The 20625-nt window shown below is 64.6% G+C and carries 21 protein-coding genes and 14 tRNA genes; 8 read left to right on the forward strand and 27 right to left on the reverse strand.

The window, feature by feature from the left end:
* Positions 1–51: 51 nt before the first annotated feature.
* A complete protein-coding gene (locus tag MXB53_RS09185) occupies positions 52–996 on the forward strand; it encodes a 1,4-dihydroxy-2-naphthoate polyprenyltransferase (protein WP_248897080.1) in 945 nt (314 codons plus the stop codon).
* Positions 996–2102 (forward strand): mandelate racemase/muconate lactonizing enzyme family protein, encoded by a 1107-nt coding sequence (locus tag MXB53_RS09190; RefSeq protein ID WP_248897081.1) that lies wholly within the window; start codon positions 996–998, stop codon positions 2100–2102. Before MXB53_RS09185 ends, MXB53_RS09190 begins: the two co-directional genes overlap by 1 nt.
* 217 nt (positions 2103–2319) lie before the next feature.
* On the opposite strand, the gene MXB53_RS09195 is transcribed toward MXB53_RS09190, so the two are convergent.
* From MXB53_RS09195 to MXB53_RS09220, 6 genes are all read right to left on the reverse strand, one after another.
* A complete protein-coding gene (locus MXB53_RS09195) occupies positions 2320–3162 on the reverse strand; it encodes a hypothetical protein (RefSeq protein WP_248897082.1) in 843 nt (280 codons plus the stop codon).
* A gap of 204 nt (positions 3163–3366) precedes the next feature.
* A complete protein-coding gene (gene pyrI, locus MXB53_RS09200) occupies positions 3367–3852 on the reverse strand; it encodes an aspartate carbamoyltransferase regulatory subunit (protein WP_248897083.1) in 486 nt (161 codons plus the stop codon).
* Positions 3849–4763 (reverse strand): aspartate carbamoyltransferase, encoded by a 915-nt coding sequence (gene pyrB / locus MXB53_RS09205; protein ID WP_248897084.1) that lies wholly within the window; start codon positions 4761–4763, stop codon positions 3849–3851. Before pyrB ends, pyrI begins: the two co-directional genes overlap by 4 nt.
* Before the next feature lie 45 nt (positions 4764–4808).
* The gene (locus MXB53_RS09210) at positions 4809–6062 is read right to left on the reverse strand and encodes a Glu/Leu/Phe/Val family dehydrogenase (RefSeq protein WP_248897085.1); all 1254 of its coding nucleotides are present in this window, start codon (positions 6060–6062) and stop codon (positions 4809–4811) included.
* Positions 6063–6139: 77 nt separating this feature from the next.
* Positions 6140–6985, reverse strand: a complete 846-nt coding sequence (locus tag MXB53_RS09215) for a class 1 fructose-bisphosphatase (protein WP_248897086.1) — start codon at positions 6983–6985, stop codon at positions 6140–6142.
* On the reverse strand, positions 6982–7797 hold the full coding sequence (locus MXB53_RS09220; protein ID WP_248897087.1) for a class I fructose-bisphosphate aldolase: 816 nt from the start codon (positions 7795–7797) through the stop codon (positions 6982–6984). The genes MXB53_RS09215 and MXB53_RS09220 overlap by 4 nt, the downstream gene beginning before the upstream one ends.
* A 131-nt stretch (positions 7798–7928) precedes the next feature.
* Between MXB53_RS09220 and MXB53_RS09225 the strand changes: the two genes are divergently transcribed.
* The gene (locus MXB53_RS09225; RefSeq protein WP_248897088.1) at positions 7929–8171 is read left to right on the forward strand and encodes a hypothetical protein; all 243 of its coding nucleotides are present in this window, start codon (positions 7929–7931) and stop codon (positions 8169–8171) included.
* A 54-nt stretch (positions 8172–8225) separates the two neighbouring features.
* Positions 8226–9086, forward strand: coding sequence for a 3-hydroxyacyl-CoA dehydrogenase family protein (locus tag MXB53_RS09230; protein ID WP_248897089.1), 861 nt, complete (start codon positions 8226–8228; stop codon positions 9084–9086).
* Positions 9087–9107: 21 nt separating this feature from the next.
* On the opposite strand, the gene MXB53_RS09235 is transcribed toward MXB53_RS09230, so the two are convergent.
* Entirely contained in the window at positions 9108–10655 is a 1548-nt protein-coding gene (locus MXB53_RS09235) for a TrkH family potassium uptake protein (RefSeq protein ID WP_248897090.1), read from the reverse strand.
* Positions 10656–10811: 156 nt separating this feature from the next.
* Here MXB53_RS09235 and MXB53_RS09240 point away from each other — a divergent pair, with 156 nt between their 5' ends.
* Together MXB53_RS09240 and MXB53_RS09245 are read left to right on the forward strand one after the other, a co-directional pair.
* Entirely contained in the window at positions 10812–11570 is a 759-nt protein-coding gene (locus tag MXB53_RS09240) for a competence/damage-inducible protein A (RefSeq protein WP_248897091.1), read from the forward strand.
* 72 nt (positions 11571–11642) lie between these two features.
* Positions 11643–11945, forward strand: a complete 303-nt coding sequence (locus MXB53_RS09245) for a DUF5798 family protein (protein WP_248897092.1) — start codon at positions 11643–11645, stop codon at positions 11943–11945.
* 7 nt (positions 11946–11952) lie between these two features.
* Here MXB53_RS09245 and MXB53_RS09250 read toward each other — a convergent pair whose 3' ends face one another.
* Complete coding sequence (locus MXB53_RS09250; RefSeq protein ID WP_248897093.1) at positions 11953–12375, reverse strand: CoA-binding protein; 423 nt, start codon at positions 12373–12375, stop codon at positions 11953–11955.
* 68 nt (positions 12376–12443) lie between these two features.
* Positions 12444–13055 (reverse strand): RAD55 family ATPase, encoded by a 612-nt coding sequence (locus MXB53_RS09255; protein WP_248897094.1) that lies wholly within the window; start codon positions 13053–13055, stop codon positions 12444–12446.
* 254 nt (positions 13056–13309) lie between these two features.
* Here MXB53_RS09255 and MXB53_RS09260 point away from each other — a divergent pair.
* A tRNA-Arg gene (locus MXB53_RS09260) sits at positions 13310–13384 on the forward strand.
* Positions 13385–13660: 276 nt separating this feature from the next.
* Here MXB53_RS09260 and MXB53_RS09265 read toward each other — a convergent pair.
* From MXB53_RS09265 to MXB53_RS09350, 18 genes are all read right to left on the reverse strand, one after another.
* On the reverse strand, positions 13661–13876 hold the full coding sequence (locus tag MXB53_RS09265; RefSeq protein ID WP_248897095.1) for a hypothetical protein: 216 nt from the start codon (positions 13874–13876) through the stop codon (positions 13661–13663).
* A gap of 308 nt (positions 13877–14184) precedes the next feature.
* On the reverse strand, positions 14185–14448 hold the full coding sequence (locus MXB53_RS09270; RefSeq protein ID WP_248897096.1) for a DUF8150 family protein: 264 nt from the start codon (positions 14446–14448) through the stop codon (positions 14185–14187).
* 26 nt (positions 14449–14474) lie between these two features.
* Complete coding sequence (locus MXB53_RS09275) at positions 14475–14816, reverse strand: hypothetical protein (protein ID WP_248897097.1); 342 nt, start codon at positions 14814–14816, stop codon at positions 14475–14477.
* Positions 14817–14865: 49 nt separating this feature from the next.
* The gene (locus tag MXB53_RS09280) at positions 14866–15159 is read right to left on the reverse strand and encodes a hypothetical protein (protein WP_247123360.1); all 294 of its coding nucleotides are present in this window, start codon (positions 15157–15159) and stop codon (positions 14866–14868) included.
* A 60-nt stretch (positions 15160–15219) separates the two neighbouring features.
* A tRNA-Gly gene (locus MXB53_RS09285) sits at positions 15220–15292 on the reverse strand.
* Positions 15293–15319: 27 nt separating this feature from the next.
* Positions 15320–16849: a TROVE domain-containing protein gene (locus MXB53_RS09290; protein ID WP_248897098.1), complete on the reverse strand. Its 1530-nt coding sequence runs from the start codon at positions 16847–16849 to the stop codon at positions 15320–15322.
* A gap of 68 nt (positions 16850–16917) precedes the next feature.
* Positions 16918–16992, reverse strand: a tRNA-Arg gene (locus MXB53_RS09295).
* 482 nt (positions 16993–17474) lie between these two features.
* Positions 17475–17550, reverse strand: a tRNA-Glu gene (locus MXB53_RS09300).
* Positions 17551–17651: 101 nt separating this feature from the next.
* Positions 17652–17724 (reverse strand) — tRNA-Lys (locus MXB53_RS09305).
* Positions 17725–17727: 3 nt separating this feature from the next.
* Positions 17728–17800: transfer RNA gene (locus tag MXB53_RS09310), tRNA-Glu, on the reverse strand.
* 34 nt (positions 17801–17834) lie between these two features.
* A tRNA-Thr gene (locus tag MXB53_RS09315) sits at positions 17835–17959 on the reverse strand.
* Between the two features lie 4 nt (positions 17960–17963).
* Positions 17964–18035: transfer RNA gene (locus MXB53_RS09320), tRNA-Tyr, on the reverse strand.
* Between the two features lie 3 nt (positions 18036–18038).
* Positions 18039–18121: transfer RNA gene (locus MXB53_RS09325), tRNA-Leu, on the reverse strand.
* A 40-nt stretch (positions 18122–18161) separates the two neighbouring features.
* A tRNA-Leu gene (locus MXB53_RS09330) sits at positions 18162–18243 on the reverse strand.
* Positions 18244–18290: 47 nt separating this feature from the next.
* A tRNA-Ser gene (locus MXB53_RS09335) sits at positions 18291–18376 on the reverse strand.
* Positions 18377–18832: 456 nt separating this feature from the next.
* Positions 18833–18905: transfer RNA gene (locus tag MXB53_RS09340), tRNA-Pro, on the reverse strand.
* Positions 18906–19155: 250 nt separating this feature from the next.
* Positions 19156–19229: transfer RNA gene (locus MXB53_RS09345), tRNA-Asp, on the reverse strand.
* Between the two features lie 3 nt (positions 19230–19232).
* A tRNA-Gln gene (locus MXB53_RS09350) sits at positions 19233–19308 on the reverse strand.
* A 685-nt stretch (positions 19309–19993) separates the two neighbouring features.
* Here MXB53_RS09350 and MXB53_RS09355 point away from each other — a divergent pair.
* Positions 19994–20602 carry a hypothetical protein gene (locus MXB53_RS09355; RefSeq protein ID WP_248897099.1) on the forward strand — a complete coding sequence of 203 codons (609 nt, stop codon included), beginning with the start codon at positions 19994–19996 and terminating at the stop codon, positions 20600–20602.
* Positions 20603–20625: the final 23 nt, after the last annotated feature.

Here is a 20625-nt window from a genome sequence, read left to right on the forward strand (position 1 = left end):
CCCGACCCGAAGCGGCAGTCTTTACGCCGCTGGCGTTCGGACCGGTAGACGATGAGCGCACAGGCAGAGATCAGTCGCTCGCGCGCGTGGCTGATGGCCGCGCGGCCACAGACGCTCCCCGCGGCGGCCGCGCCCGTCGTCGTCGGCACCGGTCTCGCCGTCGGCGAGGGTGTCATCCACCTCCCCGCGGCGGTCGCGGCGCTGCTCGGCGCCGCCCTGATTCAGATCGGCACCAACTTCGCCAACGACTACTACGACGCCGTGAAAGGCGCCGACACCGACGAGCGCGAGGGATTCACCCGCGTCACGCAGTCGGGGCTGATCCCCGCCGAATCGGTCAAGCGCGCCACCTACCTCACGTTCGCTGCGGCCATCCTCGTCGGGACGGGACTGGTCTATGTCGGTGGCCTCCCCATCCTGATCGTCGGCCTCGTTTCGGTCGCCGCCGGACTCGCCTACACGGGCGGTCCCTATCCGCTCGGCTACCACGGTCTCGGCGACCTCTTCGTCTTCGTCTTTTTCGGCGTCGTCGCCGTCACCGGCACCTACTACGTGCAGGCGGCGGCCGTCTTCGCCGATCCGCTGCCGCTCGCGATTCCGCCGGGGACGTTGCCACCGGTCGCGTTCGTGGCTAGCCTCCCGATCGCCGCTCTGTCGACAAACATCCTCGTCGTGAACAACATTCGTGACCTGGAGACGGACGCCCGCGCGGGCAAGCGCACGCTGGCGGTCCGCCTCGGCTACCGCTGGAGTCGCGTCCAGTACGTCGCGCTCCTCGCGCTGGCTTACCTCGTGCCACCCGCACTGTGGCTGATCGGCCCCGCCTCACCCATCGTCCTACTTCCACTGCTGACGCTCCCGCTGGCCGTCGCCGTCGCGCGCACCGTCTGCACCCGGACGTCGGGCGAGGCGCTCAATCCCGCGCTCGAACGCACCGGGAAACTGCTCGCGGCGTACGCCGCGCTGTTCGGTATCGGCCTCGCCGTGGGATTGTAATGCACCGCCACGCGTTCTCGCTCGACCTGGCGCGACCGCTCTCGACCGCTCACGGGCCGATTCGGGAGCGCGAGGGGGTCCTGCTCGGCGTTGAGCGCGAAGGGGAAGTCGTCGGCGTCGGCGAGGCGACGCCGCTCCCCGACTGGACGGAGTCGCTCGCGGCGTGCCGGACGGCGCTCGACGCCGTCACCGGGGTCGAGAACGTCGACGAGATACTCCGATCGCTCGGCACCGAGAGCGACGCCACCGACCCGCTCAACGACGCGCCCGCCGCCATCACCGACCCGCTCGCCGACGCCCCCGCCGCCCGGCACGCCGTCGAACTGGCAGTGCTCGACGCGCGGGGGCGACACCGGGGACCACCCCTCGCCGACCTGCTGGCCGCGTCGCCGGCGTCGGCGGTCCCGGTGAACGCGACGGTCGGCGACGCCGACGCCGAAGCGACCGTCGAGGCGGCCATCGAAGCGGTCGACGCCGGGTTCGACTGCCTGAAGATGAAAGTCGGCGTCGGCGCCCTCGAACGCGACGTGGCGCGTCTCCGGGCGGTGCGAGACGCCGTCGGACCGGACATCGCTCTCCGTGCCGACGCCAACGGGGCGTGGGACCGCGAGACGGCGACCGAAGCGATCGACGCGCTCGCGCCCCTCGACCTGGCGTATCTCGAACAGCCCTTGCCCGCGTCGGATCTGTCCGGCCACACCGCGCTCCGGGGCCGCGGCGTCGACATCGCGCTGGACGAGACACTCACTGTCGCGTCGACCGACGCGGTCTTCGAGGCCGCCGCGGCGGACATCCTCGTGTTGAAGCCGATGGCGCTCGGTGGCCCCGCGCGGGCGCTCTCGGCGGCACGGGCCGCCGAGCGGGCGGGCGTCGCCCCCGTCGTGACGACTACCGTCGACGCGGCGCCGGCGCGGACGGCGGCGGTCCACGTCGCCGCCGCCATCCCCGACGTTCGCCCCTGCGGGCTGGCGACCGGGGATGCGCTCGCGGCCGATCTGATCGACGACCCGGTGCCCGTCGACGACGGATCGGTCGCCGTCCCCACGGTGCCCGGAATCGCGGGCGACGCCTTCGATCACGTGTTCGACCGACTGTTGGAGCAATAGTTGCGTTTGGAACGGTTTGCACACCTGATCGCCGGGGTGCGTGCGGTCAGGTGTGCTCCGACTTACAAAGGCAACTATATGAGAATCCGGTCCGAACGGCGGCTATGACGACCGGCCGTCTGCTCTACGTCCTTGCCCTGTTCGCGGTGCTCGTGTTCTGTCTCGGGTTCGTCGTTATCTGGGCGCTCTCGTACGGCCCGCTGTAGGGGGTCACGTGTCACTCGCCGGCGTCGCCGTGGGTGACGCCCTCGCGACTGTCGGCCCGGCGCCGACGGATCGCCGCCGCGGCGTTGCTCGCGTCGTAGCCGAAGTAGACGGCGTCGGCGGACGCCTCCGCGACAGCCGTGGCGCCGATCAGGGCGTCGACGTCGACATCGACGGCGTACAGTTCGACCGCGAACCGGGCGCCCGTGGCTTCGAGACGACTCTCGAACCCCTTCGCAATGGTCTCCAGCCAGTAGGTCGTCCCGTAGGCCGTGTCGTACAGCGGGACGACGAACTCCTCGACGAGCGGTGCGAGCGCCTCGACATCGACGCCGCTCCGGGAGCGCAGGTGGCCGGGGTAAGGATCGGGATAGAGGGTGAGATAGAGGTCGCCGGGCACCCGGTCGCGTACGGCGGTGACGAAGTCCGTCACCACCGCAGCCCGCCAGTCCTCGCGGTCGTCGTGTGCGCTCTCGGCGAATCGGCGGTCACACCGCTCACACCGGCAGTAGCCGTCGCGGGGAAAGCCAACGTCGTCGAGGCGGAGGTGTGGCGACTCGGCGACGCAGTCGTCGACGATTTCGAGCAGTCCCTCGCGGTAGCGGTCGTGGGTCGGACAGACGGACGACCAGTCGAAGTACGGACGATCGCGGGTCGCCGGGCGGCCCTCGCTGTCGACGGCCGCGAGGTCGGGGTCGTCGCCGACGGCGGCGTTGTCGCCGAAGGCCGACACCATGTTGACGCCGGCCGAGAGCGGGGCCGACGCCCGCCCAGTCACGTCTTTCACCTCGTAGAAGCCGCGGTCGAAAGCGTCCCACTCCAGTTCCTCGGCGTTGCGCGTGACGACCCCGTACATGTCCCTGGCCAGGCGAGCGCGGCGGGTAATACTGTCGGCTATAAGTGATTCGCTCGCCTCCGCGGCGAGCGAGACGGATTACTCTTCGACGTCGACTTCGACCGGGTTCTTATCGCCCGAAAGCAGGACGTAGCCGATTGCGATCAGTGCCATCACCAGAATGAACTTCGTCTTTCCGGACATGGGCGTCCATTGGACCACCGGTCACAAAGCGGTTTCGCCCGATCGGCCCACGTCGATGTGTTCGGCCACGTCGTCCTCGCGGACGATGGTGCCGCAGTACGAACAGCGAACGCCTTCTTCGAGCACCTCGAACGCGGTCTGGACGGGTTCGTCGGCGTTCGTGATGCAGTCGTGATTCGGGCAGACGAGGATGCCGGTCACCGATTCGGTGCGTTCGACCCGGTTTTTCTCGATTACCTCGAAGTCGCGGATGATGTTGATCGTCGCCTCGGGGGCGATCAGCGAGAGGACGTCCACCTCGGACTGGCTGAGTTCGCGCCCCTCGACTTTCACCACGTCCTTCCGTCCCAGTTTGTCGCTGGGGACGTTCATCCCGATGCTGACGCTCTCGCCACCGCTGCCGTCGATGCCGAGGATGGCGAGGACGTTCAGCGCCTGCCCGGCGGTGACGTGGTCGATGACGGTTCCGTTGCGGATCTTGCTCACGCGGAGTTCTCTGTCGTTCATGATCGGTCACCCAGGAGGTTGTCGAGGAGGGCCATCCGGACCGGCACGCCGTTGTGTGCCTGCTCGAAGTATTTCGCGCGCGCCGTCTCGTCGACTTCGGGCGCGATCTCGTCGACGCGGGGGAGCGGGTGCATGACGGTCAGGTCGTCGCTGGCGTCCGCGAGCACGTCGTTGTCGATGCGGTATTCGCCGGCGACGGCGCGGTATTCGCGTTCCTCGGGGAAGCGTTCGCGCTGAATCCGGGTGACATAGAGCACGTCGAGTTCGGGCAACACGTCGTCCAGGTCGGTGTGTTCACGCACTTTCCCGCCGGCCTCGTGGAGGTCGTACCGGACGTTCCGCGGCAGGCGCAGGCTCTCCGGACTGATGAAATGCTGGCGCACGTCGAAGTTGGTCAGCGCCTGGGCCAGCGAGTGGACGGTGCGACCGTATTTCAGGTCGCCCATGATTCCGATTGTGATGTCGTCGAGGCCGGCGTTCTCTCGGATGGTGTAGAGGTCGAGGAGGGTCTGGCTGGGATGCTGCCCGGCGCCGTCGCCCGCGTTCACGAGGGGCACCTCGACGAACTCCGAGGCGAGTTTCGCCGACCCCTCGCTCGGATGCCGGAGCACGATGGCGTCGGCGTAGCCCTCGATGACGCGCATCGTGTCCGCGAGGCTTTCGCCTTTCTTGACCGACGAGGACTCGACCGATCCCATGTCGACGGTGTCGCCGCCGAGACGCTTCATCGCCGCCTCGAAACTCATCTTCGTCCGCGTGCTCGGTTCGAAAAAGCAGAGCGCGAGCACGCGTCCGGCGTGCCGTCCCTCGACGATGGAGGGATCGCCGTCGATGGCCGCCGCGCGGTCGAGTACCGCCTCGATGTCGGCCCGCGAGAGGTGGCCCGCGCTGATGAGGTGGTCCTGCAACATTACGTGTGTGAGCCACCCGCGACGCCTTGAATCCCCCGGGAACGATTAGGGCCAGACGCCCCGGTCGTCGGCCGCGTCGGCCACCCGCTCGATGGCGACGACGTACGCCGCGGTCCGGACGTTCGGCACGTCGTGCGCCTCGTAGGCGTCGACCAGGCGGTCGAAGGCGTCCGTGACGATGCGTTCGAGTTCGTCGTTGACCCGCTGTTCGGTCCAGGCGAACCGCTGGCGGTTCTGCACCCACTCGAAGTAGGAGACGGTCACGCCGCCCGCGTTCGCGAGGATGTCGGGGAAGACGTAGACGTCGCGCTCGGTGAGCACGTCGTCGGCGTCGGGCGTCAGCGGCCCGTTCGCCGCTTCGACGATGACGTCTGCCTGCACGTCGCGGGCGATATCGGCGTCGACGGCGTTCTCCAAGGCCGCGGGCACCAGCAGATCCACGTCGAGCGTGAGCAGGTCCTCGTTCGACAACTCTCTCCCCGCGTCGGGGTAGCCGACGACCGACCCCGTCTCGCGTTTGTGCGCTTTGACCGCGCTCGTGTCGAGGCCGTCGGCGTCGTAGATCCCCCCCTGCGAGTCGCTGACGGCGACCACCGTCGCCTCCACGTCGTCGAGGAGTTCGGCGGCGACCGACCCGGCGTTGCCGTAGCCCTGGACGGCGACGGTCGCGTCCTCGATGCCCCGACCTAGATAGTCGAACGCCTCGCGGGCGGTGAGCATCGTCGACCGGCCGGTGGCCTCGACGCGGCCCGCGCTCCCGCCGGAGGAGGGTGCCTTCCCGGTGACTGCGCCGGGTTCGGTCGTTCGCTCCAGCGTCTCGTAGGTGTCTTTGATCCAGTTCATCTCCCGCTGGCCGGTGTTCACGTCGGGTGCGGGGATGTCGCGGTCCTCGCCGATGATCGGGCGGAGTTCCGTCGCGAACGCCCGCGTGATGCGCTCGACCTCGCTCGCGGAGTACTCCCGCGGATCGAACGCGATGCCGCCTTTCGCGCCGCCGTACGGGATGTCGACGACGGCGCATTTGTACACCATCCACCCCGCGAGCGCCGTCACCTCGTCTTCGGAGACGTTCGGGTGGTAACGAATGCCACCCTTGTACGGGCCGCGGTCGCCGTTGAACTGGACCCGGTAGGCCGGGAACTGCTCGACATCGCCGCCGTCCATCTCGACCGAGAGCGTCGCCGACAGGGTTCGCTCGGGGCGTTTGAGCCGGTCGATCACGTCGGGTGCGACGTCGAGATAGGCGGCCGCGTCGTCGATCTGCTCCTGGAGGCTCTCGAACGGGTTGATTTCCGCCATCTGCCGTCACGTTCGGCCGCCGGGACTACAGTCCTTTCGTCCCGGTGCGAGGCTCTCGACGGTTAGAATACTCCCGCTCAGGCCAGCGCGGCTTCGAGACGGTCGATGAGCGTCGCGTTCCCGAGATACACCGGCGTTCGCCCGTGGAGGTCCGTGGCATCGGCGTCGAGCAGCGATGCCGACCCGTCCGAACTCCGACCGCCGGCCGCTTCGATGATGTAACCGACGGGATTACCCTCGAACTGCAGGCGGAGTTTGCCCTCGGGTGCCGACTCCACCGAGGGGTAGGCGAAGATACCGCCGTAGGTGAGCACCTGGTTCACGTCGCCGATCATCGCGCCGCCGTAGCGGAGTTTGAGTTCGGATTCGATCTCTTCGGCGTAGGCGGTGAACGCCGTGGACCACTCGGGGACGCGCCCGCCGAAGCCGTACACCGTCGGCTCGTCGGGGAGCGTCACGTCCTCGCGGATGGGCGTGGCGTCGCCGTCCTCGATCAGATACTCGGTGACGGCGCCCTCGTGGGCGAACACCATCGTCGTGATCGGTCCGTAGAGGACGTAGCCGGCGGCCACCAGATCGCGTCCTCGGGCGGGGAGCGGGGCGTCGTAGACGCCGACGATGGTGCCCATGACGTTGTTGGGCTTGAGGTTCGACGAGCCGTCGAGGGGGTCGACCGCGACGGCGTACCCCTCGCCGGTGTCGACGGTGTCCTTCTGTTCCTCGCTCGCGTACTCGCCGACGCCGTCGATGAGGCCGAGTCGGGTTTCGAGCAGGTCGTCGGCGTACTCGTCGGCCGCGAGCCGGCGGTCGCCGGAGGGGTTCTCCGCGTCCGACTTCTCGCGCCGCCCGGGCAGGCCGGCGCGGATCTCGGGAGCCGCCGCCGCCAGCGCTGCCCGAATCTCGGCGACCGTGTCGTGCGTCATCGGTCGTCTGATTCGAGGGCGTCGTTGGTTGCGAGCGCCTCGGCGACGGACGCGTCCTCGAAGATGATGGCCTCGAGGCCGTCGAGGATGGCCTCGGGATGTTCGCGCTGGAACACGTTGCGCCCGACGGCCAGCCCCGACGCGCCGGCGTCCATCGCGCTCCGGACCGTCGAGAGGAAGGCCTCGTCGCTCGTCTTCGAGCCGCCACTCATGACGACTTTCGTGTTGGCCGCGCTGTCGACGGCCCACTCCATCGCATCGCGCGACCCAGGGTATTTCACCTTCGCGATGTCGGCACCGAGTTCGAGGCCGAGGCGGGCCGAGTAGGCGATTGAGTCGGGACTGCTGGCGTTTCGCAAGCCCTGCCCGCGCGGGTACGACCACATCACGACGCCCATGTCGTGCGCGCGGGCTTTCTCCTGGGCCTGCCGGAACTCTTCGGCCATCTCGACTTCGTTGTTCGAGCCGCCGTACAGCGTGAAGCCGATGGCGTCCGCGCCGAGTTCGGCCGCGTAGTCGACCGACCAGTTGACCGCCGAGTCGGGTTCGCCCCGCCAGAGGTTGCTGGTGCCGTTGAGTTTCGCCAGAAGGGACACGTCGTCCTCGTAGGACGGGTAGTACGCCTCGGCGACGCCCTTCTGGACGGCGGTTGCCGTCACCGCGTCGTGGGTGGCGACATCGAAGACGGTCGCGGGATCGGTCGTCTCCGGCACCGGTTCGAAGTCGACCGGGCCGTGTTCGAGACCGTGGTCGTACGCGAGAATCAACGCCTTGCCGTCGCGAGTGATCGCGTCGTCAGCGCCGGGAATCATGTATACAACGTTCCGACGAAATCACACATAAAGCGTGTGGTCGTGGCCGGACCGTGGTCGACGCTCCCGTGGCGGTCGGAATCGTCTCCTGTCGCCCGAACCCTTATGTCAGAGAGCGGTGCATTTGACGTATGCCCATCTCAGCCCTCCAGTTCGGCGTACCGGGCGGTCCAGAGCTGTTGATCCTGTTTCTCGTCTTGCTCATGTCGTTTGCCGTCCCGCTCGTCGTCTCTTTCCTCGTCTACCGCGACGCGAAGCGTCGGCACAGCAGCCACGCCCTCGCGTGGGGTGTGGGCGCGTTCTTCGGGAGTATCGTCGTCTGGCTGCTGTATTTCGTCGTGCGCGACGAGGTCGGGGAGGGTCACCGGACGTAGCCGGAACCGGGCGCTGGCGCTACCCTTACAACCTTCCCCGACCCACGAGCGGACATGCGAGGATTCGAGGACATCGACACTGTCGGAGTCGTCGGCGCCGGGACGATGGGTAGCGGCATCGCGCAGGTGGCCGCCACCGCCGGCTACGACGTGGTGATGCGCGATATCGAGCCGCCGCTGATCGAGGACGGCTTCGACCGCATCGAAGACAGTCTCTCGAAGTTCGTCGAGAAGGAGCAGCTCACAGGGGCGGAGGCTGACGCCGTCGTCGACCGCGTGACCGGCACGACCGACCTCGCCGACCTCGCCGAGTGCGACTACGTCATCGAGGCCGCAGTGGAGAACATGGATGTCAAACAGGATATCTTCGCCGACCTCGACGACACCGTCGACGACGACGTGGTGCTCGCGACCAACACCTCGACGCTCTCGATCACGACCATCGCGTCGGCGACCGATCGGCCGGAACTCGTCGTCGGCCTCCACTTCATGAACCCCGCGCCGCTGATGGAGGGGCTCGAACTCGTCGTCGGCGAGAAGACGGCTGACGACGTGGTCGACTGCTCCCACGCCTTGGCCGAGGACTTCGGCAAGACCACCTGGGAGGCGGACGACAAACCCGGCTTCGTCGTCAACCGCGTGCTGATGCCCTGGATCAACGAGGGTATCCGCGCTTACGACGAGGGGGTCGCCACCAAGGACGACATGGACGAGGGGCTGAAACTCGGCACGAACGTCCCGATGGGGCCGCTCGAACTCGCCGACCACATCGGCCTCGACGTCTGTCTCGACGCCAGCGAAACGCTCCACGAGGAACTGGGCGACCGCTACAAGCCGCCCTATCTGCTCAAGCGGAAAGTTGATGCGGGCGACCTGGGCCGGAAGACGGGGAAGGGCTTCTACGAGTACGACTGATCGAAATCGGGACGCCGCCCGTCACCACCGCCAGAACGACGGCGTGAAGATGACCAGCACCGAGAGCACCTCCAGCCGTCCGATCCACATCAGGAAGACCATATAGAGCTTCGCGGCGTCCGAAAAGGGGAGAAAGCTGTTCATCGGTCCAACGACGCCGTAGCCGGGGCCGACGTTCCCCAGAGTGGCGATGGCGACGCTCATCGCGTCGAGACCGGATAGCGACACGGCGGGCGTGCGGAAGCTATCGAGATAGAGCAGGATCGTCGAGAGCGCAAAGAGTCCAAAAAAGAGCAGGACGAACACGAAGACGCCCTGGATCGTTTCCTCGTCGACGCTCTCGTCGCCGAGTCGGACCGGTCTGATGGCGTCGGGGTGGACCGACGTGAACAGTGACCGGGCGATGGCCTTCTTGACGAGCACCCACCGCACGATCTTGATCGATCCGGCGGCCGACCCCGCGGAGCCACCGAGGAAGTACGCGAACAGCAGGATGGTCTGTGCGGAGGCGTCCCACGTGTTGAGGTCCATGCTCGCGTACCCGGTCGTCGTTACGATGGCGATCACCTGAAAGAGCCCCTGCCGGAGCGCGTTCTCGACGTTTCCGGGGATCACGTCGACGTTCGCCGGGACTTCAGCGAGACCGACGCCGGTGTAGAGGACCGCCGAGATGACGGCCCCGAATCCGGCGATAGCGAGCAGGTACGACCGGAACTCGGCGTTGTCGGTGAGGCGGCGCGGCTTCCCCTTCAGGACGTACCAGAACAGCGCGAAGTTCGTCCCCGCGACGAGCATGAACGGCATGAAGGCCCACTGTATTGCAGGGGTGAACGCCTCGACGCTGCGTGCCTTGGGCGAGAATCCGCCGGTCGGCAGCGTCGTGAGCGCGTGCGCAACGGCGTTATACAGGTCCATGTTGGGAGCGACGCCAGCCAGATGGAGTCCGTAGTAGACGACTGCCGCGAGGACAGTGACGCCGGCGTAGATGCCCCACAGTGCGCGCGCCGTCCCCTGGATCCGCGGCGTCAGTTTCTCGAAACTGAGCCCGGGCGCCTCCTGGTTGATGACTTGCGCGCCACCGACCGACAGCTCGGGCAGGATCGCGACCATCAACACGAGGATGCCCATTCCGCCGAGCCACTGGGTGAGCTGTCGCCACATCAGCATGGCGTGGCCGTGCCGTTCGACCGAGATCTCGCCGAGGACGGTCGCCCCGGTCGTCGTGAACCCGCTCATGCTCTCGAAGAGTGCGTTGACGGGCGTCGCGATGGTCCCCGTCCCGGCGACGAGATACGGCACCGTCCCGACGAGCGGGACGACAAGCCACGCGAGACTCACCAGCAAGAAGGCCTCTCGGGTGCCCAGTTCACCGTCGCCCGCGACCTGCTCCAAGAGGAGCCCACCCCCGACCATGACGACGATCGTCGCGAGAAACGGGACCGGATCCTCACCGTAGTAAAACGCCAGGGCGAGCGGGAACAGCGGCGCCACGCCGATATACTTGAGCACGGTGCCGACGTAGGCCACGGCTACCCCGGCATCGAGATACGCGTTCCGTGTTCGAGCCATGGATAGCGATACTCGTCGCGCGGAGACGGATGGCAGTTTCGGCACGGCAGTCCCGTGGACGGACGGGACTCGCCGACCGACGTGGCGCTGTCGGTCGCGTGACGCCCGCCCCGTCGCATCCGTCCGTTTTTGGTCACGGCCCACCTCACGTCGCCAATGGAAGTCGTCATTCTCACCGTCGGGGACGAAGTGCTCGCGGGAGACACGACGAACACGAACGCGACGTGGTTGGCGAAGCAAGTGACCGACCGCGGCGCCACCGTCGCGCGCATCCTCACCGTCCCGGACGACTGCGCGGTCATCGAGCGCGTCGTCCGCGAGTGGTCAGCGGCGTTCGACGCCGTGATCGTCACCGGCGGGCTTGGCGGCACGCCCGACGACGTGACTGCCGACGCCATCGCCGACGCCTTCGGCCGGGACTTGGCCGTCGACCCTACCGTCCGAGAGGACGTCCTCGAAACCGTCGCCGCCTACCGCGAGGCGAACCCGGAGACCATCGAGGCCCACGACGTCGACATCGATGTCGACGCCTGGGCGGCCCTGCCGGCGGGGAGCCGTCCGCTCATCAACCCCGAGGGGTTGTGCCCGGGGTGTGTCCTCGAGAACGTCTACGCCTTCCCGGGCGTGCCGGCGGAGATGCGCGCGCTCTTCGAGCAGGTCGCCGGCGAGTTCGGCGGCGACACCGTCTCGATGACGCTTCACACCCCACAGCCGGAGGGGTCGATGGTCGACGCGCTCACGACGGTCCGCGAGCAGTTCGACGTGACGGTCGGGAGCTATCCGAGCGGTACGGAGTTGAACCGGCTGAAGATCACGGGGACCGACGCCGACGCCGTCGAACGGGCGGCGCGGTGGCTCGGCGAGCACGTCGCGATCACGGACGCCCCCGACGGTGCGGCAGCGGAGAGGGACTAATTCTCCCGACCCTCCCTCTGAGACGCGTCGCCACCCCGAAACACACTCAAGGCCCGCGCCGAAGGGGAGCGTATGGGATTCGGAAGCACGGCGAAGAAGCTCCAGCAGGTCACGGACATGGCCGAGGATGTCTACACGCGTTTGAACAAGCTTCGCGAGCAGGTCGACGAGACGCGGGACGCCGTCGACGAGACCCGCAAGCGCGTCGACGATATCGACCGCGAACTCGCCGAACAGCGAGCCATTCTCGATGCCATCGCCACCGAACAGGGGATCGACGTCGAGACGCTGATCGCGGAGGCGCACGTCGTCGACGCCGAGGAAGTCGCCGGTGAGGAGAACGACGAGCAGTCCAAGACGGGATCGGACGCCTGACGCCGTCTCAGCCCCGGAACTGCTGGTGGGTCACCTTGAGACAGCGGTCCTGAACGACGGTCAGGCCGGCTTCGCGGGCCCGTGTCGCCGCCTCGTCGTCACGGATGCCGCGCTGGAGCCAGAGGCCGCGCACGTCGCCGCGCTCGGCCACGCGGTCGAGCACCGCATCGACGATGCCGCTCACTTCCTCGCTCGGCCGAAACACGTCGACTAGATCGATCCGTTCGCTCACGTCGGCGAGCGTATCGTAGGCCGGGCGGCCGAGCACGGCGTCGTGGTGTGGGTTGATCGGTACGATGTCGTACCCCTGGTGCTGGAGATACGCGGGCACGTCGTGGGCCGCCTTTCCGGGCGTGGCCGAACAGCCGATCACGGCGATGGTGTTCACGTCGAGCAGGTCGCGGATGTCGGCATCGGTGGCGGTGGGCATGGGCGACGGTACGCCCTCTCGACCCATGAATCGTCCGCCGTCAGAGAGAACACAGCGACGGTGCTCACTCAGTTCCCGGGCAACCTCGCGGTCGGTTCCGCGTCCTCGCGGGTCTCGATGACGCCGTCGAACAGCTGTTTGAGCGTGTTCATCGTCTTGTCGTCGTGGGCCGAGGAGTCGATGGCGTAGAGACCGAGGCCGTCGACGCTCTGGACGCGTCCGGTGAACACGTGAAGGAACCGGAAGACAGTCTGCAGGTCCGAGTACATCAAAAGCGTCGACAGGGAGTCCAAGAACACCCGATTGCGCTCGATCCCGCGCTCCTCGTAGAACTCCTGGAGGAGTTCGGAGAACTTGATCCCGACGCCCGTCATGTCGACGGGCGAGGAGGTGTACCGGATCCGGGGGTCGTCACGGATGTCGCTGACGCCCTGCTGCCGGGTCACGCAGTCGACGACGGCGAGCGGGCGGTCCTCGTAGTCGATACGCTCCGAGAACGCTTCGAAGACGCGTTTGGCGCCGTCGGTGTTGCTGACGACGATCGCCCCTTCGTCGTTGCGAACGCCGGTCGTCAGGATGTCGAACGCCAGCTCCTTTTTGCCGGTGAGCGCCGGGCCCGAGAGCAAGAGATTCGTCCCCTCGTCAACCTCGGCGTTCAGCGGTGGGCCGAGGTCATACATCGCGAACCCTCTCAGGGGTCGATAGAAACGGTGGAGTCTCGCCCTGTGGACGACACGGCTCACCGGAGATCATGAGGTGGTATGAACATATAGTGAGCCGGTAATATTCTTTTTGATTGTCGTAGAATCGCGCGGTGAGACGCCGATACTGGAGCGTTCAGCCGGTGTGCACACCGCAAATTCCTCATGAACCTGACGAATCGTGTCGCGAACCGCGGCACTTAACAGCGACCGCCGAGTTCGACTGCACTACGGGGCGCTTAGCTCAGCCTGGACAGAGTGTCTGGCTTCGGACCAGATTGTCGCGGGTTCAAATCCTGCAGCGCCCATCATTCTGCGTGACGGGCAACATTTGGCAGACGGCAGTACGGCGTTTATAAAAGAACCCCTCTTCGGCCGATCTGATTTCATCACGTTTCGGAACGGGGGTCGCCAGTGTCATGCGATTCGCTTGCATTTGAATGACACCGCGAGGACATAATACTTGGGTAGAGAGTGTAATTGGCGGCGCGCGCGAGAGACTTTGGCGTCCAACTTCGGCCCCCTCCACTCAACTCAGCACTTCAGATATAGATCCCGTCTGCATCCGCGCAGTTCCTCGTACCTCACAGTTCCTGTTCCATCTTCTCGAAAAGGGTACGCCATCGTTCAGGCACGTCGTCAGTGTCGTACACCCCTTCGTTCGCCAATTCTAAGAGGCGGATGGCTTCCTCCTCGGTGAGGTTCTGAAGATTCAGCTCCTCCACGGTCTTTTCGCGCGCCCACTCCGTGCTCATTGGTCGGTCGCGTTTGATCGCTCCGTAGAAATGGAACCAGAACATGAGATTGCCTTCGGACGGAACGGGTTGGCGCTTATCCTGACGGACTTGGTCGGGGATCAGCGGAAGTGACGGTACTGCTGAGAGAGTCCCGAGGAACGACCGTCGAAACATGCCGTCGACAAAGTGACTCCCCTCCTAAAATCTACCTCCGCCTAGGGTACGTGCCTATGTACGTACTCACGTAGATACGCAGGTGCGTGTGTGAGTACTCGCCTGGTGGTGTAGGCTGGTCGGAGTATTGTCTAACGGAATTCGTTCAGTAGACGCGACAACATATCCCTATTCGGGCAATGCTGCGAGTGACTCGGCTACTTCGATTTAGCGTCGGACTCGCTGCTCGCTTCGAGGATCTCGGCCGCCACGTCCTTTACGTGTTGCTGATGAGACGCCGGGGTCTGTACGCTCTGGGCCGCATTGAGTTGGTCGTTGACGACAGCGTTTTGTTGTGGCCCCCAATTCTCGGGCGGCTCTGATTTGATGTAGTCGACCCACCGCTTGATGCTCTCGATGCGCTGCTCGCGGTTGCGTTCGTGCTTCGCGTCGAGGTGCTCAGGCGCGTTTGAGTCGCTCATATTTGTCTTCGACGTCGTTCCAACTGCTACTCATCACCGACGCTGTTGAGCGCGCCGTTCAACTCGAAGAGTTCTCGGACGACATTGCTGTCTGCGACCCGGTATCGACGTGGAGACGTATTCGGGACCTCCTCAATAAGCTCGACTTCAAGCAGAAGGTCGGTGTAGTTACCAACGGTCTGGCGTGTGACGCCGGCGTGTCCTGCGAGTTCAGTTTTGTTGAACTCACAGTTCGGCGGAAGATCGAGTAACGCATCTACGAGGATCGGGATCGCGTCGTGCTGCGTAAGGTAGAGCCATCCGCTAGGATGCTCCCGACGGAGTTCCTTCTTATCCACGCGGTCACCCGCGTATTCCATGTTGCTCATACAGAGAGCCAACCGCATAAATCGTCGGGAGAGGCGTGTTCTTGACACCTCATCCGATCCGCTCAATTGACTCAAGGCCAGGGACCTCGGCGAGCCGTCTCCTCACCTGCGCATCGGTCATTGTCGTGGTCCAACGAATGGTGATGCCGACGGTGATGGTCGTTGCCGAAAGCTTCGGAGCGATACCGTGCAGGTCGTCAACCGTGACGGCATCGATGTCCTCGGGACGTGAGATGCGCTCTTCAGCGTCGGTGACGAGGTCGCCGTCTGCGCCACACGGGATGCGGATCGTGACGACAGCAGTCGTCATCGGCTCTGGGTCGTTGTCACTGGAGATTGCCATGATGTCACCTCTGTTGAAGAGCGTCGCTCGGGCTGTCTGATTCACGAGCTGCGCTCCGAGTGCGCGAGGGACGATTCGAACGCCCGTCTCGGTCGTGGCACGACCGCGTGATACCGAACTACACTACTCGCACTTGACGGGGAAAGATGAGAGGGCAACACTATGCAGGTTCGAAGGCCTCGATTTCATCGATGACCTGCTTCGGATTTTCGGCGTGTTCGATGAACGAGAGGACGTTCTCCGACCAGCCGGAAACGTTGTAGACGTTCTCGTATCCCTCCGGCGTCACGAGGTCGCCGTAGGACGCGAGATCGACGAGATACAATGCGGTGTCCGAGGAGACCTCGTCCCGATACGCGTCGAACGCCGCCTTGACCGTCTGGGTATCGCGTGCTGTGAATGGCGTGCTGTCCCAAATCTGCATGTCGGTGAAGACGACGATACGCTCGACCGGCTCGCCTCGGTCGCGGAGGTACTCCAGTGCCTTCCAGCCGTTCGTCGAGTTCCCGACGTCCTCGTCGATGGCCAGTACCGCACCTTGACGCTGCAGTACTGGCGTGTTCACGTGCATCGGAACGGTCTGGAAGTCGTCACCGAACCCGCCAACCTCGGCACCTTGGTCGGCCAGGATCGCACCGAACAACGCACCGATTTCCTTCAGCCTGAGCGTGCTGTTCGTGGATAGCGCCATGTCCATCGACCCTGAGAGGTCCACGGCGACGAACGTGTCTCCGAGTCCGTCAGGCACCGTCTCGACAGCGACGTCGATTGCGTCCTCCAGCCACTGCTCGACCGCTGGTGCTTGGACGTCAGCATTCTGGAGCGCGGTGTACGCCTGGTAGTACCGGAACGGGTACAGCGGCGCGTACCGGACTGCTTCCAAGTCAAGGTGCCCTACGACGGTGTCCTCGTCGACGCCGGCTTCGAGCATGTTCCGGAGGTTCCGGATCGACGCGAAGATCGGCAGCGTGTATTCGTCGTCTTCGAGGAGCGTCTCCCAAGCGTCCTGAGTGTTGCCGCGCTCGGAGATGACGGTTTCCCAGGTGTTGGGCGATGGCAACGGTTCGACGTCGGGATAGTCGTCGAGGTCGCCGCGCATGAACTCCTCGAATAGCACCTCCTGGTCGGCGTCGACCGGCTTCGGGTGGACGCGATTGAACACGTCGTGCAGCGTTACCTCACGCCGCGACAGCTCGTATTTGCCCAGCGTGTAGGCGTCCGCCATCGAAACGAGCGCGTCTTCGATGCCGCGTCGAAGCGGCCACGGGGCAGTCCCGCCGAACAACTGGTCGTGGATAGCGAGGGCGGTCGCCGTTTCATCCATCCGCTGGATGATCGCCGGTGCCCACTCGCGGATGAGTGACTCGGGTGAGTCATCCTTGAACCGGTCGTCGTTGGCTGCCAGTACGAGCAGGACCTGTGGAATGTCCCGCAGGTAGAGTTCCTGGCGCGCGTACGCGGCGAGCTTCAGGACGAACTCCGGATCCTCGTCTGCCGCGGCGTCGAACCGCCGGACGACAGCAGCGAGTTGCTCGTCATCGGTTTCGTAGAACGAGCCCTCCAGCAGTTGGTTGATCGTGCGCTTGTACAGTGCGAGTCGAGGGTCGGCAGGGTCGAACGCTTCCCCACCTTCGTAGTTGGTGGTTCGCGTCGCCTCCGCGACCGTTTGCTTTGGCTTGTTGAATTCCATGCTATCACTCGGAGCCGCAACAGGCGACTCCGATACCAGTGCTGCTCACCTGCGGTGCAAGCAGCGAACGTCCCCGGCACGATTCGAACGTGCGACACCCGGCTTCGAAGGCCGGTGCTCTGTCCAGGCTGAGCTACGGGAACATGAGAGTGGCCGGAAAACTGCTGGAGCCGGAACAGCGTGCTACCTGGTTACACTACGGTGGACGAACGGATTCCACCGCCGGGATTCGAACCCGGACTTCCGGCTCCAGAGGCGAAGGATGGCTCCAACTCGACGGCCACGGGATGAGTGATGGCGACCGGGAAACTGTCGAGGCGGATCCGGTGTCGAGAGCACCCACGTGCTCTCTTTGTCCGGGATGTTCTCGATGGACGAGGCCACCGACAGGATTTGAACCTGCGAGTTCCTGGCGAAGCAACGCCCCGACTCGACGGTCGCCACGTGCGGTCGGGAAACTGACGGCGCGACGGGCTATGACTCCCGGTGTGGGCCTTGCGGGCTGAAGGAACGCACCGTCTCGTCGACCGCACGCTATGGGAACCGACAGAGGACGCGTCACCGGTCTGCGTCGCTACCTCGCTGGTACGACACAGAGCGTCACTGTCCACTGCCAGTTCCCGAGTGCTCCCGAGGGGAATCGAACCCCCGACCTCCAGTTTGAAAGACTGGCGTCCCTCGCCAACGGAGACTCCGGGAGCCTCACTGCAATTGGTTCCGAGCGCCTGAGGAAGGACTCGAACCTCCCGCGACCGGGGTAACAGCCCGGCACCCCCACCAGGGGGGTATCCCAGGCATCGAGAGGGCCCGACGGGATTCGAACCCGCTATCCTGCGGTTAAAAGCCGCTCGCCTGTCCTCATAGGCTCCGGGCCCACATGCTCCAGCCCGGATTCGAACCGGGGGCTCGGCCGTGAGAGGGCCGTGAGTTTGGCCGCTACTCCACTGGAGCGGGTTGGCCTCTCCTGGAAAGGGTCATCGGCCAGTGGGACGGGCAGGATTCGAACCTGCGTGTTCTCGTTACAAGTGAGATGAAGGAGCCCTCACCGTCGCACCGGATCTCCGGTAAAAACTCGGCGAGAGCGTGAATGCCAGGCTCTTCCACCGTCCCGCAGTCTCCCCGGCACGACTCGAACGTGCGTCTCCTCCTCTACAGGGAGGCATCGTAGCCGCTAGACCACAGGGAGAAATGTCGCCGCGAGGATTCGAACCTCGGAAGGACCTACGCCAGCGGTTCTGAGCCGCTTCCCGTTGACCACTTGGGTACGGCGACAGGGAATACAGGGAATCGTGTACCGGTACAGTGACCGGCATGCCGCCACCAGGATTCGAACCTGGGAAGGACTAACCACACGGTCCTCGACCGTGTCCGTTTGACCACTCTGGCATGGCGGCACAATTCGAGAATCGCTAATGACTCTGCGAATCACTTCGGCACGCAGCGGCGGGAGAGTGATTTGAACACTCGTGCCCTCGCGGACGCCGCGCTTCCAACGCGGTCCCTTGGCCGGGCTAGGGAAATCCCGCCAACGGTGAGACGGAGAGTCGAACTCCGAAGCCTCGCAGCTCTCGGTTTCAAACCGAGCGCAGTCACCAATCTGCTTGTCTCACCACACGCCGTCGGAGCAAGCCCCAACGAGCCCCCTTCGCGCTACTCACGGGATGTCGGAAGATGCGTATTGCTCAGCTTCTGACCCTCGCTTTTGGAGTAAGCGAGGTCACCAACACCCAGTCACGGTAGGGGCGAAAGGCGGTCACCTCGTTCCGTGGAAGTAAGCGCCGTCGCCGGTGACGCAGATTCTCACACTTCCAATCGTGTCGATGGACGTTGTTTCACCGAGCGGGACGTGGCGGAACGCTTCCTCGTTGCAGTCAGGGCAAATATTCTTTGACATCACGCCGTGTCCCGGAGTTGAACCGGGAACCCGTCGCCGGGGCTGGCGTAGCAGGCCAGTGGGGTCACCATTCCCCAGACACGGCACACTGAGCCGACGAGGATTCGAACCTCGGTCCTGTGCGCCCAAGGCACAGATCGTCGCCCGCTGGACCATCGGCTCACGGATACTGCCGAGCGTTCGGCAGTTGATTATCTATCTGTACGACTTTCCAACTGCGCAACCACGAACGGGTAGTCGTGATTGTGCGTCTCATCGCGGGGGCGTACTTCGGGTGCTCCCGGGAATACCACACCGGCTCATGTAGGTTGCAGACCCTGCTGGGCCCAGCATCGTGGGAACGATCCAGCTGATCGCACCAACGGGCTGCCTACCTCGATGGGTATCCCCACGTGGCCACGCCACGCATCCACGCCGACGCCGGGATTTGAACCCGGATCACGGCCGTGACAGGACCGTATGCTCGCCGGATTACACCACGTCGGCATGTCGCCCCGGCCGGAATCGAACCGGCGACCTCCGGATTCAAAGTCCGGCGTCCCTCGCCAACGGAGACTCCGGGGCTCGACGTAGCCGCAGCTAACGCTGCGGAGATGTGTGCTAGCGACTCCTCGTACGCTCAGCGCGTACTGAATCGCTCGTTCGTTCCACTGTCAGGAACGAACGCAGACCAAACTGCCGCGAGCTTCAGTCGCCGTACTCGCGTGCCGCGGTGAGCGGAGCGAGTCCTAGGCGAAAGCAGGCGGCAATCCCGTGTTCCCCAGCCCCTGACGGGTAGTCCGCGTGGGAGCCGGGTTATGCGGGTGAGAGTGTCCGGAGATCGCCGGACTGCGTCGCACTTTCGCGTTCGATAGCGACGCAAACCCAGCGATTCTCGGCCGAACTCTTCGCACCCTGGTCTTGTAGATACTCGCCGAACACGCGACCCGCGGCTAAGCGAGAACGAGCACGCCGCGGTTTGAAGCGAGTATCGACCATGTAGCGAAATTCTCCGTTTTCGAGATTTGTTTCGGACGTCAATTACGGGATATCGTGGCAACTGTATTAAAGTTAGTCAGGGTGTGGTAACCACAGACAAGGAGGTCATGAAGTCCTGCGCCAAGTATATTGTTAGAGGTCACTGCTGGAGCGCACAGAAACTATTTACAGCAAACTGCTGTCTAATACTGCAGATGGTTGGTCTACCGTCGGTCCGGCTCTAGCCGGGAACCCAGTCACAGACGTGACTGATGGTTCTCGGTTAGAGACCAATGACCGAGAATACTGACGCAGGCAAGTCTGAACAGACAGAGTGTAGCGACGCGCCTCCTCAACCGATTGACCCTACCGACTGTTCTTCGTGTCGGGAGACAAGCTCCATCCTGGCGTGCGATGCGTGCAACACCACGCACTATGCCGAACTCCACGATGTCTCGCTTGGTGACTCTGAGTACGATGTGTGTAGCGACTGCCTCCAGTTGCTCGTCGATCAGGTCGAGCGATACTACTGGTGGGAACGCCTGACTGAGGCGCACTACAACCGCGCAGCGGAATTCCTTCGGTCACTCGATGAAGTTTGGTGCGTCAAGGATCAGGCGTACGCTGGCGGCGAGTTGTGGGTTCATACGCCATATTGTGATGCGGCAGTCGTCAGAGATGTTTGCGACCACTTCGGGTTCCAAATCCGGTGGTTCAGCGTCGTAACTCCCAGTGACGAAGGATTTGATTGCGTCTCAGATCATGGACCCTGTATCGAAATTAACCTCACCTACACGAATCGCCCCTCGAACCCGCTCCCGTTAGAATACGACATCCAGGATGACGTGACGTACCACGAGATCGAGTGGCTCGAAAACCATCACCGCCTGTTCGACCAGTGACTGATTGGAACAGGATATCGTAA

Origin of the sequence: Haloplanus sp. XH21 (assembly GCF_023276355.1) — an archaeon.
Lineage (GTDB): Archaea > Halobacteriota > Halobacteria > Halobacteriales > Haloferacaceae > Haloplanus > Haloplanus halobius.

Bases quoted from the DNA above. Each gene is read 5' to 3' on its own strand.
- MXB53_RS09250 (WP_248897093.1), bottom strand. From the start codon at position 12,375: ATGCCCACCGCCACCGATGCCGACATCCGCGACCTGCTCGACGTGAAC.
- MXB53_RS09195 (WP_248897082.1), bottom strand. From the start codon at position 3,162: ATGTACGGGGTCGTCACGCGCAACGCCGAGGAACTGGAGTGGGACGCT.
- MXB53_RS09280 (WP_247123360.1), bottom strand. From the start codon at position 15,159: ATGGCAATCTCCAGTGACAACGACCCAGAGCCGATGACGACTGCTGTC.
- pyrI (WP_248897083.1), bottom strand. From the start codon at position 3,852: ATGAACGACAGAGAACTCCGCGTGAGCAAGATCCGCAACGGAACCGTC.
- MXB53_RS09235 (WP_248897090.1), bottom strand. From the start codon at position 10,655: ATGGCTCGAACACGGAACGCGTATCTCGATGCCGGGGTAGCCGTGGCC.
- MXB53_RS09215 (WP_248897086.1), bottom strand. From the start codon at position 6,985: ATGACGCACGACACGGTCGCCGAGATTCGGGCAGCGCTGGCGGCGGCG.
- MXB53_RS09230 (WP_248897089.1), top strand. From the start codon at position 8,226: ATGCGAGGATTCGAGGACATCGACACTGTCGGAGTCGTCGGCGCCGGG.
- MXB53_RS09245 (WP_248897092.1), top strand. From the start codon at position 11,643: ATGGGATTCGGAAGCACGGCGAAGAAGCTCCAGCAGGTCACGGACATG.
- MXB53_RS09355 (WP_248897099.1), top strand. From the start codon at position 19,994: ATGACCGAGAATACTGACGCAGGCAAGTCTGAACAGACAGAGTGTAGC.
- MXB53_RS09185 (WP_248897080.1), top strand. From the start codon at position 52: ATGAGCGCACAGGCAGAGATCAGTCGCTCGCGCGCGTGGCTGATGGCC.
- MXB53_RS09190 (WP_248897081.1), top strand. From the start codon at position 996: ATGCACCGCCACGCGTTCTCGCTCGACCTGGCGCGACCGCTCTCGACC.
- MXB53_RS09275 (WP_248897097.1), bottom strand. From the start codon at position 14,816: ATGAGCAACATGGAATACGCGGGTGACCGCGTGGATAAGAAGGAACTC.
- pyrB (WP_248897084.1), bottom strand. From the start codon at position 4,763: ATGTTGCAGGACCACCTCATCAGCGCGGGCCACCTCTCGCGGGCCGAC.
- MXB53_RS09240 (WP_248897091.1), top strand. From the start codon at position 10,812: ATGGAAGTCGTCATTCTCACCGTCGGGGACGAAGTGCTCGCGGGAGAC.
- MXB53_RS09225 (WP_248897088.1), top strand. From the start codon at position 7,929: ATGCCCATCTCAGCCCTCCAGTTCGGCGTACCGGGCGGTCCAGAGCTG.
- MXB53_RS09220 (WP_248897087.1), bottom strand. From the start codon at position 7,797: ATGATTCCCGGCGCTGACGACGCGATCACTCGCGACGGCAAGGCGTTG.
- MXB53_RS09270 (WP_248897096.1), bottom strand. From the start codon at position 14,448: ATGAGCGACTCAAACGCGCCTGAGCACCTCGACGCGAAGCACGAACGC.
- MXB53_RS09265 (WP_248897095.1), bottom strand. From the start codon at position 13,876: ATGTTCTGGTTCCATTTCTACGGAGCGATCAAACGCGACCGACCAATG.
- MXB53_RS09210 (WP_248897085.1), bottom strand. From the start codon at position 6,062: ATGGCGGAAATCAACCCGTTCGAGAGCCTCCAGGAGCAGATCGACGAC.
- MXB53_RS09255 (WP_248897094.1), bottom strand. From the start codon at position 13,055: ATGTATGACCTCGGCCCACCGCTGAACGCCGAGGTTGACGAGGGGACG.
- MXB53_RS09290 (WP_248897098.1), bottom strand. From the start codon at position 16,849: ATGGAATTCAACAAGCCAAAGCAAACGGTCGCGGAGGCGACGCGAACC.